Here is a 12,306-nt window from a genome sequence, read left to right as displayed (position 1 = left end):
ATTGCGGCGACGGCCACTGGACTTATGCATACCATAGTAAAATAAGTAGAATCAGTACTGAACTCCAATGGATATGGAACGCGTCGAAAAACTGGGAAGGGCTTTCCGCCAGAGGGGCGGCGGAAAAACGTCTGTTTTGAGACATATTCTCGGTGGGAACTGATGACGGGCAACGTAGATGTCCTGTTGATCGGTATCGATGCTGGATGTCTCCCCGTATTCGAGCGGTTGTACGAGGATGACGTCATTCCGAACATACAATCTATCTGTGAGGAAGGGGCCGCAGCACCGCTCGAATCACAGATTCCACCCTGGACTCCGAGCGCCTGGCCGTCGATGTACACCGGCGTCAACCCCGGAAAGCACGGCGTCTGTGGCTTCGTCACCTACGACGGTTACGACTTCCGCGTGGTCAGCGGAACAGATGTAGAAGAGCTGTCACTCTGGTCGCTCCTCGACCAGCACGAAAAGAGCAGCGTCGTGGTCAACGTTCCGGTGACCCACCCGCCAGAGGAATTCGACGGAGCGCTCATTCCCGGTTTCATCGGGCCAGAGAACCCGAAGTGTCACCCAGAGGGACTGCTCGACGAGGTGCGAGACGCCATCGGCGAGTACAAAGTCTATCCATCCTACGCGCGCGACGATTCTACCTTTAGCGACGCGCAGAAGATGGAAGAGTACACTTCGCTCGTCCGGATGCGCGGCGAGGCGTTTCGCTACCTCGCAGACAAGCACGAACCCGACTTTGGCTTCGTCCAGTTCCAGAAACCGGACACCGTCTTCCACGAATTCGAAGGCGACTGGGACAAGGTCCGAACCGTCTACGAGGAGACCGACCGCCAGATTGGCAAGGTTCTCGAGGCGTGTGACCCGAACACCGTGTTCATCGCGAGCGACCACGGGATGGGTCCCTACGACAAGTACGAGTTCCGCGTAAACGAGTTCCTACGCGACGAGGGCTATGTGAAATCGCGGAAGGGCGGCAAGGGGATGCCGTCGTGGAATCCGATTCAGGAGGAACTGCGCTCTGGCAAAGACACCCGGACGTGGGAGCCAAACACCCTTGAACGCGCCGCGGCGACCGTCGCGAGATTCGGCCTCACCGCCTCGAAGATTCGTGCCGGCCTTGAAAAGGTCGGCCTCGCGGAAATCGCAAAACAGTACGCCCCGAAGAACGTCGCCCGGACCGCGAACGAACAGGTCGACTTCCCGAAATCGACCGCATACATGCGCGCTCGCACCGAACTTGGCGTCCGCATCAACCTGGAAGGCAGGGACCCAGCCGGCGTCGTCCCACAGGAAAACTACGACGAGGTGCGCGACGAGTTAATCGAGAAACTCAGTGCGGTCAGAACCCCAGACGACGAACCTGTCTTCGGCGAAGTCGCGCCCCGAGAGAAGTACTTCCACGGGAAGAACGCGGACAACGCCCCCGACATCGTGACGATTCCGAACGACATGGGTCATTTCCTGTCCGCCCAGTTGCTCGGAGACTACTTCGCTCCGCCGACCGAACCGTGGAATCACAAGATGGACGGTATCGTCGCCGCGAAAGGTGCGGGAATCGACGTCGACGCCATGCCCGCCCGGGCCCACCTCTTCGACGTGGCTCCGACCATCATGTCCGCGCTGGGCGTCCCCTACAGCGACCGAATGGACGGCACCGTAATTCCCGTCGTCCCCGACGTCGGTTCGGAGACGTATCCGGAGTACGACGAACAGGCCGAAGCCGCGGTGAGCGACCAGGAGGAAGCCGACGTAGAAGAGCGGTTGGCTGACCTCGGCTACATGCAGTGAGCCGATCTCAACGTTTTTCGAACAGGCGGTAGAATTCTTCGAGCCGATTTAGAGGTCTTCGAGCAGCGCCTTGATATCTGCCGCAGACGCCCCATCGAGCGTCTCGATGCCATACTGGATAAGCAGCGGGAAGAAATGGCGGTTCTTCTCGAAGTCCGCATCGAACTCGTATTCGTACTGCGCCTTCGCTACTGTGTACACCCGTTCGAGTTCCTTCTTCTGACTCTCTGGAAGGTACATGTAGGTCCCAACCTGTTCTTCCTTCACCGAACTCTGTTCGGGGACAGCCGTCTCGTCCGGTTTTGACGGTTCGGCCGGTTCGGACTGATTTGCGGCGTCGTCCGTTTCGCCCTCTTCGTCCGGTTCGACCGTCTGAACTCGGTCTTTGGCCGCTCTGCGCCGCGTCCTGAGTCGGTTCGCCCGGCTGTCATCGCTCATGCTTTGACCTCCACGAAGCCATACTCTTCGTCGAGACCCTCTGCGACGGCGAGGAATGCGTCGAACATGTCGCTCTCAGGGTTGTACTCGATGAGCGAGACACCGGATTCGAGCGCCTTCTGGACGTCTGCCCGCTCGCGGACCTCGTAAACCGGGATGTCCGGGAACGCGGCGTTGATCCACTCGACCATCTCGTTTGCCTGGTTCTTGCGCACGTCGATGCGGTTGATGACGACGCCGCGTTCGACGATGTCGATTTCGTAGTCGAGTTCGAGCGCTTCGACGTGGTCGAACAGGAGTTCGAACGCCCGCTTGCTCGTGGACTCTGCGAGCGCCGGGATGAGGACGTTCTGCGTGGCGTAGAGGGCGTTGTCCATCAGGTTGCCGAGGTTCGGCGGGCAGTCGACGATGATGTAGTCGTAGTCCTCCTCTACGGCCTCGAGCAGGAGGTCTAACTGCTCGCCACTTCGTCGCGACAGGGTGAGCTCCGGCTCTGCGGCCGTCATGTCGATGTTCGACGGGATGACGTCCATCTCCGGGTGCTCGCGGATGATGTCGTTGATGACCTCGCGCTGTTCTGGGTTAGTGAGGCAGTCGAAGAGCGTCGGTGGTTCGTCCTCGTAAGCCTCCATCAGGCCGAGATTCTCGGTCGCGTTCCCCTGTGGGTCTAAGTCCACGAACAGGACGTCGTGGCCGCGGTGGTTCAGCGCGCCCGCGACGTTGATAGCCACGGTCGTCTTGCCCACACCGCCTTTTTGATTTGAGACGCAGAGTTTGGCCGGGTTGCTCATACAAACTGGTTTGTATATCCAAATGATATAAAGGTATGTCAGACGGAAGGCGCTGCCCCAAACTCACAAACATGGCGAAAAACCCATTTTGAGCGTCTAAGAGTGGGGAGTACGGCGAAATGATTCGAGGACCGAGTGCCGAAAGTCTGGTTCCAGATATGAGAGTGCCTAAGCTATCACAGACATACAAACTATCCAAGCGGGACAAACAATACAAACTGAGCAAACTATTCGAAAAGGACGAGACAGTACATCGAAGTTGCACATCCTGCAAAGTTCAGCCGCCCAAGCCAACCCAACCAGCCAAGCGAACAAAGCGAGATTGGGCGTTTGATACGCCTCGACTGTGCGAGCGATTTTTTCCTTCTCAGACGCGTTGTACGGTCCAGATTTTCTCAGTGGTCGAGCCGAATACGGTAGGGATGGTTCCAGTGGGCATATCGTATCTTACCAAACAATGATGGGCTGTCGATTCGAAATGTTAGGTAAGATGGCGGACGAACCACCAGACGCACCTGAGGAGATTCCGACCTACATCCGCGAGGGACTCGACCGCCAGGATCGCAACTCTCTCGAAAAGATTGTCGAGTACTGTGAGGCCCGAATCGGGTGGCTTGCAGCCAAGCCCGTCACCGAGACGACACAGTTGGACGCTGCGGACGATGAGTTAGTCGAGGTTTCTCAGGAGCAAAGCGGGACGGTCGTCATCAAGAAAGTCACCTGCGGAAAGTCGAGATGTCGCTGTACGCGCGGTCACCTTCACGGTCCGTACAAGTACGTCGTCACGAGACGCGGAGATTCGCTCCATTGGGACTACAGAGGGCCAGTTTCTTCGGAATAACAGCGGAAACAGTGGTGTTGGCTGTGTGCAAGACAGCGCCTGGTCGTTTGATAAACCATATGTCGAGATATGAAGTGTGGAGCGGGTGTGGAAGAACAGTTTTTGGATTGGTCGCGATAAGTTGAGGTTCGGGCAGGGATAGAGGTTCAGTAGTGGTAAAGGTTCAGGCACCTGGTGGGTGTTCCTCCAGCGCGGACTCGTCTGGTTCACAGCCCCACCCTGGTTCGGTCGAAAGCTGTAGCTTCCCGTCGCGATACGTCGGTGCGGTGGTGAACAGGTCAACGTCCCAAGGGAGGCGGTCGATATCGGTTTCCATGATTCTAAGATTGGGGATGGCGGCCGCGAGGTGCGCGTTCATGAACGTCGCGAGATGGCCGTAGTAGTTGTGGGGTGCGACGTGATACTGGTGAGCGTCGGCCATCGATGCAATTTTCGTGGATTGCTGAATCCCGTTCCAAAGTGCGTCGATGATGACCACGTCCATCGACTGCTCCCGGAAGAACGACACGAACGACTCGTGAGGGACCAGTGCCTCACAGGAACTGATGGGATGTGGACTCGCCCGCCGGACGTCAGCGAGCGCCTTCGCATCCGGCATATCGATTTCGACCCAGAACAAGTCGAAGTCGGCGAGTTCCCGGAGCAGCCGGATGTAGCCCTCTGGTTTCATGTTGTAGTTGAGGTCGAGAAGGATGTCCACGTCGGGACCGGCACCCTCGTGGAGCGCTTCGAGGTAATCTCTCTGGGCTGCCAATTGGTCGGCCTCGATGGTCAGCGACGGATGGAACGGCCCACCGAATCCGGGTCGCCACCCCTGGGGTTCGTCGCCACGGAAGTCGAAGATGTTCGTCTTCAGTGCCGTGAACTGACTGTCGCGCACCTCCTCACCGAGTGCTCGCACGTCCTCGAGGCTCTCTACCGGGTCATAATACTCTGGATAGTTGATGCGGTACGTTCCACAGTGCGACCAATAAACCGGAATTTCGTCGCGAACCGCCCCACCCAGCAGGTCTACACAGGGGACACCGAGTTCTTTCGCCTTCGCGTCTAAGAGCGCGTTCTCAATCGCGCCAAGCGCCATCGCCCCGACGCCGGTATAGGATTGTCGCACTCGAGGGATGAGCTTCGCTCGGATGCGCTCGATTGCCATCACCGATTTGCCGACAACCACGTCGGCCATGTCCTCGATTATCGTGGTGATACCCGTGGCACCCAGATTCTCGTCGTATTCACTCCACCCCACCACCCCCTCTGTGGTGGTTACCCGAACGAAGTGATAGTTGCGCCAGCCGGCGTTGCAATGTCTCGTTTCTACGGACTGGATCGTGCTCATTGTACACAATTAACATGGATGAGGTCGTGGCCCATTATTGTATGCACATTCCACCCTCCTTGCTGGTAGTGAAGGTCCCCGCAAACAGACGGAGTTCCGGGCGACAGGAGTTGTACGGTGACAGCGTACGAGAACAGAGAGTGATGGGATGGAAAACCAGAATACGAAACAACGGAAACACCGGTGTCTGACGCACGAAAGACAACGGAAACAGTGGTGTGGAGTTTACCGAACAAATCAAGAGACTATACTGAAAGATGGTGTAGAAATCCGAGACAGGAATGATGCAAATTTGACCCACTCACACCACTATTTCCGCTGTTTCTGTCGAGACTGAGGAACGGACTCGGGATTGTGGTGGTGGGAGACCCTCCCACCCCACTATTTCCGCTGTCTTTTTGTGAGAGAGTGGGTGGGAAGAGGAAGGGGACTGAAGACGGAAGATCGAGAGGTGAAACGAGACGGCACGGAAAAGAAATCCCCAACAGCTGATCGAACATCACTAGCCAACTAGACGAACCCTAGCTAGTGTCTAGCCTAACTTACTAAACACACAACTAATTTATTAATTAAATTAGTTGTTAGTTCCCTACCACGGTTGTGGTTGGATGTTTTGTGTTATAAAACTATCGCTCTTAGAAAGGTCCCCGCTCACAACCCCCTCTCCCTTCTCCAAGATAACAGCGGAAATAGTGGGGTGGGAGGGTCTTTATATTAAAACAAACATCGGAAACACCACTCCCACAACACCTTATAAAAAACCAATCAAACGAAACAGCGGAAACGGCGGTGTACACGTTCCCTCCTCCCGTCTAACTCGCTTTGTCCGGTGCTAATTCCTTCCTTGTTTCATTTTTCACGCTACTTCAGTTGTTTCTCTGGTTCGACTCCATATTCCAGGTTACCTAGCCACCGTTCTCGACCACGACAGCCCATCGTACTCCGCTCCGAACAATCCGACACCACCATTTCCGTTGTTTTCGAGCGTTGGATTACCATGGCAATACCGGTCAAATCCATCCAACTTCACCCCAACCTCTCCAACCTCAACCCAACCTCTCCAACCTCAACCAAACTTCACCAATTCCAATTGAACCTCGCTTATCCTCGATTCCACACTCACACATCTCCCATTCGCTATCCTGCACGCTCCCTCATACCGTATCCTGAACCCTCTCCCACTCGTGATTGTCCTGTATTTCGATGTTCACACACCGAGCAACTGTCCTGGAGGTCTTTCAGCCTCCAGTTGTCGACCGAGCGTCTTACCAAACAGATGAGAATATTGACGTTCGAATGTTTGGTAAGACGGGATTGTCGATCCATCAATTTTTGCGCTCCACTCCTCGAACAGCCTTCGTCGACCGAGCGGTTGATTCAATCAATTCGCGTGAAAATACAGGACGCTGACTCGATGAAACAACGGAAATTGTGGTGTTGCTTCACAGAGTTACGCTCGAAAAATCCGGCTCGAACCATCCGGCTGGTCTGAGTACACATTCGCGTCCTGTGGAAATCAAACAGCGGAAACGGTGGGGAGTGAGTTTATAAATAAACAATGACTTCGGAAACGCTGGTCCTCCTCCATATATAAACGAATCCGACAGCGGAAACAACGGACGCCATAGTTTTATGTACGCTGTTATCGAACAGTATGGCAACGTGACATCCTTCAGCTTCGAGCGGGACGATTCCCTCTACAAAAACCGTGACGCGCTGCTTGAGGAGTACACACCCGAAGAGCTGGTCGGTCGTGACGAAGAACTCGAGGAATTCCACGCTGCGCTGCAACCGGTCATCAACGGCGAAGCACCGTCGAACATCTTCCTGTACGGGAAAAGTGGGGTCGGAAAGACTGCGGCAACCCGATTTCTCCTCTCACAGCTCAGAAACGACGTCGAGCGATACGAGGACGTCACGCTCAACGTCATCGAGGTCAATTGCGACGGGCTCAATTCGAGTTACCAGGTCGCCGTCCGACTCGTGAACACGCTTCGCGACCCGGCGAACCACATCAGCAACACTGGCTATCCGCAGGCGCAGGTGTACTCGTACCTCTGGGACGAACTCGACAGCCTCGGTGGAACCATCTTGCTCGTCTTAGACGAGGTAGACCACATCAGAGACAACTCAATCTTATACCAGATTCCGCGCGCGCGAAGTAACGGGTACCTCACGAACTCGCGCATCGGCATCATCGGTATCAGCAACGACCTGTCGTTCCGTGATTCGCTCTCTGCGAAGGTCCGGTCGTCGCTCTGTGAGAAGGAAGTCTCTTTCCCGCCGTACGACGCGAACGAACTCCAGTCAGTGCTCCGTCAGCGCGAAAAAGTCGCCTTCCACCCGGACGTTCTCTCAGACGACGTCATTCCACTCTGTGCGGCCTACGGTGCACAGGACGCGGGTGACGCTCGCCAGGCCCTCGACCTCTTGCTCGAAGCCGGGGACCTCGCTCGAAAAGATGGAGCGGAGAAAATCACCGTCCAACACGTCAAAGACGCCCGCGAGAAATTAGAACGCGACCGTATCGTCGACGGCGTCTCGGAACTCACCCAGCACGCACGACTCATTCTCTATGCGCTTGCTTCGCTCGACGCAGAGGACGAAACCCCAGTTCGGTCGCGTCAGATACGCCCGCGCTACGAACAGCTTTGTGACCAAATTTCGACGGAACCGCTCACCAGCCGTCGGATGCGCGACCACCTCGCCGACCTCTCGATGCTCGGAATCGTCACCTCGATCGAGAAGAACGAGGGGATGTCGGGCGGGAAGTATCGTGAACACTCGCTGAAACAGGACCTGCAGGTGGTGCTCTCTGCGCTCACCGATACCATCGAGTTCGTTGGTACCCACGAGAGTATCAAGCGGTACCATCAGCCAACGCTCGACGAAGCCGTTCGGAAGTAACACGCTCCGGGACGCCGTCGATAGCCGTTCCCACGTGCGAATCGACACCACTATTTCCGCTGTTTTCCCGCCAGGAGAGCAGACAGTAACCCTCGGGGCTACAATCTGAGCGACCCTGTCACTCAGATTCAAACCTATCCAAAACGTCCAAACCAAATTCGCTATCTTCTGCTGGCGACGGGGTGAACGGTGCAACCCCATCCTCGAGAGCCGGTTCTGCAATCACGTGGCTGAACACCACCATTTCCGCTGTTTTCAGGGCGACGGCCCGTGCGACATCCTCGGCCCAACGAACGATGGTCGAACAAACAAACCAGCCATACTCTCCAAGCTTCACAAACTGTACAAACTGAAAAAACCATCCAAACTATCAGCTTGCTATTGCATCCCGTTCTGTAAACAGCCGCCGACAACTCGAAATATGAGAGAACCACCGTTCTAAACGTACTGCGTACTGGGATGTTGAACCCACGTACTGGGATGTTGGACCCAGGACAAAAACGGGATAGAAAACGGGAGACCGGAATTCAGGGCAAATTAATCCACAGACAGACATGTAATAAAATCTTTGGTCGTCAGTCGAATGCGCCCGACGTGGAGAGGTCGACGCTCTGAAGCGTGTCGAGGCTGTAGTTGTTGAAGGGATTCGGTTCGTTTTTGATGGTGGTGATGACGAACTTCGAACTCGTTCGACTCACGCCGTCGACGGCTTCGTAGGAGTTAATCAGCCGACTGACGAACTGGCTGTTTGGCAGGTGAGCGATAACGACGAAGTCCGTGTCGCCCATCGTGAAGTAGACGCCGGAGACGCCCTCGATGGCCGCGAGTTTTTCGCCGGTGGTTTTCTGATAATCCTCCTCGTACTCGGCCATCACTTCGGTGATGACGGTGATACCGAGACCCGCCTCCGTCAAATCGACGTCGTAGAGGTCGTTTTTCAGGATGCCAGCCTCCCGGAGCTTCCCAAGTCGGTAGTGAACCGTCGATTTCGGAACGCCCGTCTCTGCGGCAATCTGTTTCGGACTCGGGTCGCCGAGTTCGAACAGGACCTTCAGAATCTCGATGTCTCGCTCATCCATCCTCACAGACCCCCGCGCTCGGCGGCGACGCGCTGACCGCCCTCCATTACTAGCGTTCCGTCGGGGACTGAGAGCCCATCCCTCACCGAGGCGACGCCACGTTGCAAAGCAGTCCATTTAATGACAGCACAGTCGACCAAGCAGGAATCCTGCTCGGTATCGGTAGTCACCATGTTTGATAACACCTCACACTCTGGCTATTTACCTATTGTCCATCGCCAAACGATTATTTTGGATTATATCTCGAAAGTTTAAGTGATTTTGAATGTGGGCCAACATTCTCAAAAAACTTAAATACCTGGTGTTTGATTTCCGACTATGGTAAGAGATAACAATAATCGGGGACGCAATCGGCGGGCGTTCCTTCGGGCAACGGGTGCAGGTATCGCGGCAGCGTCACTTGCAGGGTGTGTTCGGGGACTCGGTGGCGGAGACGGTGGCAGCGGCGGGCTCAAAATCGGGTTTTACGGGCCATTCTCCGGTCCCGCGTCGAACATCGGTGAACAGAAACAGAACGCAGCGAAGTTGGCCGCAGACTTAATCAATGAAGACGGCGGCGTCCACGGCGAGGACATCGAACTCGCGTTCGGTGACTCCGAGTCGAAACCGGCAAGTGGACGCAACGAGGTCAACCGCCTCATCCAGGAAGAAGGCGTCGACATCGTCGGCGGGGGCTTCCACAGCGACGTCGCGTTGACCACCGTCGAGGTGACGAACCAACACGAGGTCCCTCAGATTATCGACGAATCGGTGTCGAGCGCCATCGTCGAGAAGATCAACGAAAACGAACTGTGGAACGCGTTCAAGACGGCACCGCCGTCCGAGGCGTACGCAGTCGGCTGGAAACAGCTCATCTCGCAGCTTCAGGAACAGGAAGTCGGCTACTTCCCGTACGAGAAAAAACGCATCGCGCTCATCGGCGAGGACACCTCCTACGGCCTGTCCATCATGGACCTGATGGAAGAACAGATGGCTGAAATTGGCTGGGAGGTCATCTCCGAAGACGAAGTGGGCCTCGATGAGACGAACTTCACGTCCCTGCTCTCTCGCATCAAGGACAACGACCCGGACATCGTCTGGGGCGTCCAGACGTCGTCGTCGGGGTCGGGCAATCTGGCCAAGCAGTTCGCAGAGACTGGATTCGAGGAGACGCACTTCTTCCACAACTACGGGCTCACCATCGACGAAGCCCGGGAGACGGCCGGCAGTGCGGCGGACGGCGCAATTACCCTGATGAACGCCGGTCGAGTCGACAAACTGCTCGAAGAACGCGGCGCGCTCTCTGCATGGGACGAGCAGTACGACATGCAGTTCACCGGCAGTGCCGCGCTCTCCTTCCAGAACGTGCTGGTCATCGCGGAGTACGCGAAAGCCTTCGACAGCCTCGAGGCGTTCCGTAACGCGAGCATCGACGAGTGGGCGAGCACCGTCATCGACCACGACCCCATCAAGGGCGGCACCGGGTACATCGACTTCCAGGACAACCACCAGGCTGCGTGGGGTTCGACGGAAACGCAGTCCGCACTCGGCTACCAGGTCGTCGACGGCGAACTGAACTTCGTCTGGCCGGAAGAAATCGCCGCAGACGAGTTCGACGAGAGTCTCTACTGAACTAATGGCTTCACACGAACTGCCTACGAACCAGCGAGGGGGTCGCCGCCGTGAGTAGCCTGCTCTCTACGGCGAACCTCACCAAGTCGTTCGGCGGTATCACCGCCGTAGACGACCTCAACATCGAGATACACGATGGGGAACTCGTCGGCCTTATCGGGCCCAACGGGGCGGGGAAATCCACGACGCTCAACCTCATCACGGGGTTTCTGTCGCCGACGAGCGGCACGATTCGCTTCGATGGCGACGACGTGACCAAAGGCAAACCCCACGACCTTTCGAGTCGCGGCATCGGTCGCACGTTCCAGATTTCGAAGCCGTTTGGCCGGCTTTCGGTCTTCGAGAACATGCTCGTCCCGAACGTCCCCGTGGGTCCGGCTGAACAGGAAGCACGCGCTCGCGAACTGCTCTCGGAACTCAACCTCGATGCAGTCGTCGAGAATCGGGCGGATGCACTCAGCGGTGGGCAGAAGAAACTGCTCGAACTCGCACGCGTGTTGATGCTCGAACCCGACCTGATTCTGTTAGACGAACCCGCGGCGGGCGTCAATCCGGCGCTCATGGACGACATCATGGCCGACATCCAACGCATCAACGACCGAGGGACGGCACTCGTCGTCATCGAACACGACATGACCGTCATCAGAGAACTCTGCGAACGCGTCATCGTGATGAACGCCGGCCACAAGGTGATGTCCGGGACGTTCGACGAGATCCAGGCGGACGAGCGCGTCCGCGAAGCGTACCTCGGGGGTGCGTGAAATGTCACTCATCTCTCTCGACAACGTGGACGCGGGCTACGGCGAGAATCAGGTGCTCCACGGCGTCACCCTCGACGTGGAACCCGACCGCGTAAACTGCATCATCGGCCCGAACGGCTCGGGGAAATCGACGCTCCTCAAGACCATCTGCGGACTCGTCGACGTCTGGAGCGGGAGCCTCTCGATTCAGGGAACCGACGTAACCGGTGCCCACCCGCGGACCGTCATCGAACAGGGTGCAGTCCTGCTCCCCCAGGGGGGCAACGTCTTTCCCGACATGACGGTCGAAGAGAACCTGCGGATGGGTGGCTTTCTCACGGACGACAGCGACGTACTCGCCCAGCGGTTCGAGGACGTCTACGAGATGTTCCCGGTGTTAGAAGAGCGAAAATCCCAGCGTGCGGGCCAGATGAGCGGGGGCCAGCAGATGATGGTCGCCTTCGGGCGGTCGCTGATGGCAGACCCCGACATTCTCCTGTTAGACGAACCAAGCGCGGGACTCGCCCCCGACCTCGTGGCGAACGTCTTCGAGGAGATCGAACGTCTCAAAGACCGAGGTCGGAACATGGTCATCATCGAGCAGAACGTCCGCAAGGTGCTCGACATCGCGGAGTACGTCTACGTGTTAGACCAGGGGACGTGCGTCTTCGAGGGCGCGACCGAAGAACTGCGCGGCGAAGACGAAATCATGGATATGTACATCGGAGAACGCCACGGATGAGCGAGCACTGCACGGATACCCCAGGCG

11 protein-coding genes are annotated in these 12,306 nt (G+C 56.8%); 6 read left to right on the top strand and 5 right to left on the bottom strand.

Translation table 11 applies throughout. The features are described 5' to 3' along the window. The first annotated feature begins 162 nt into the window (after positions 1–162). Positions 163–1,797, top strand: coding sequence for an alkaline phosphatase family protein (locus tag P0648_RS18990; protein ID WP_277506440.1), 1,635 nt, complete (start codon positions 163–165; stop codon positions 1,795–1,797). A 48-nt stretch (positions 1,798–1,845) separates the two neighbouring features. Here the strand turns inward: P0648_RS18990 and P0648_RS18985 are convergent, their stop codons facing one another. Beyond that, a complete protein-coding gene (locus P0648_RS18985) occupies positions 1,846–2,235 on the bottom strand; it encodes a hypothetical protein (RefSeq protein WP_277506439.1) in 390 nt (129 codons plus the stop codon). Further along, on the bottom strand, positions 2,232–3,026 hold the full coding sequence (locus P0648_RS18980) for a ParA family protein (protein ID WP_276248756.1): 795 nt from the start codon (positions 3,024–3,026) through the stop codon (positions 2,232–2,234). The genes P0648_RS18985 and P0648_RS18980 overlap by 4 nt, the downstream gene beginning before the upstream one ends. A gap of 490 nt (positions 3,027–3,516) precedes the next feature. On the opposite strand from P0648_RS18980, the gene P0648_RS18975 reads away from it, so the two are divergent. Further along, positions 3,517–3,867: a DUF6788 family protein gene (locus P0648_RS18975; protein WP_277506438.1), complete on the top strand. Its 351-nt coding sequence runs from the start codon at positions 3,517–3,519 to the stop codon at positions 3,865–3,867. Positions 3,868–4,030: 163 nt separating this feature from the next. Here the strand turns inward: P0648_RS18975 and P0648_RS18970 are convergent, their stop codons facing one another. Beyond that, complete coding sequence (locus P0648_RS18970) at positions 4,031–5,200, bottom strand: mandelate racemase/muconate lactonizing enzyme family protein (protein WP_277506437.1); 1,170 nt, start codon at positions 5,198–5,200, stop codon at positions 4,031–4,033. 1,632 nt (positions 5,201–6,832) lie between these two features. Between P0648_RS18970 and P0648_RS18965 the strand changes: the two genes are divergently transcribed. After that, a complete protein-coding gene (locus P0648_RS18965) occupies positions 6,833–8,107 on the top strand; it encodes an orc1/cdc6 family replication initiation protein (RefSeq protein WP_277506436.1) in 1,275 nt (424 codons plus the stop codon). Positions 8,108–8,225: 118 nt separating this feature from the next. Here the strand turns inward: P0648_RS18965 and P0648_RS18960 are convergent, their stop codons facing one another. Then, positions 8,226–8,444, bottom strand: a complete 219-nt coding sequence (locus P0648_RS18960; RefSeq protein ID WP_276248752.1) for a hypothetical protein — start codon at positions 8,442–8,444, stop codon at positions 8,226–8,228. A 238-nt stretch (positions 8,445–8,682) separates the two neighbouring features. Next, on the bottom strand, positions 8,683–9,186 hold the full coding sequence (locus P0648_RS18955; RefSeq protein WP_276248751.1) for an Lrp/AsnC family transcriptional regulator: 504 nt from the start codon (positions 9,184–9,186) through the stop codon (positions 8,683–8,685). A 318-nt stretch (positions 9,187–9,504) separates the two neighbouring features. On the opposite strand from P0648_RS18955, the gene P0648_RS18950 reads away from it, so the two are divergent. Genes P0648_RS18950 through P0648_RS18940 form a run of 3 tightly spaced genes read left to right on the top strand, consistent with a single transcriptional unit; the run spans position 9,505 to position 12,279 of the window. Further along, positions 9,505–10,797, top strand: a complete 1,293-nt coding sequence (locus P0648_RS18950; protein ID WP_277506434.1) for an ABC transporter substrate-binding protein — start codon at positions 9,505–9,507, stop codon at positions 10,795–10,797. 50 nt (positions 10,798–10,847) lie between these two features. Next, on the top strand, positions 10,848–11,558 hold the full coding sequence (locus P0648_RS18945; protein ID WP_276248749.1) for an ABC transporter ATP-binding protein: 711 nt from the start codon (positions 10,848–10,850) through the stop codon (positions 11,556–11,558). A gap of 1 nt (position 11,559) precedes the next feature. Continuing rightward, positions 11,560–12,279 (top strand): ABC transporter ATP-binding protein, encoded by a 720-nt coding sequence (locus P0648_RS18940; RefSeq protein WP_276248748.1) that lies wholly within the window; start codon positions 11,560–11,562, stop codon positions 12,277–12,279. Positions 12,280–12,306 lie beyond the last annotated feature (27 nt).

The organism is Haladaptatus sp. DYSN1 (assembly GCF_029489995.1).
Taxonomy (GTDB): Archaea; Halobacteriota; Halobacteria; order Halobacteriales; family Halococcaceae; genus QDMS2.
The sequence above is the reverse complement of the archived record's forward strand: the minus strand, read 5'-3'. Positions and strand labels throughout refer to the sequence as shown.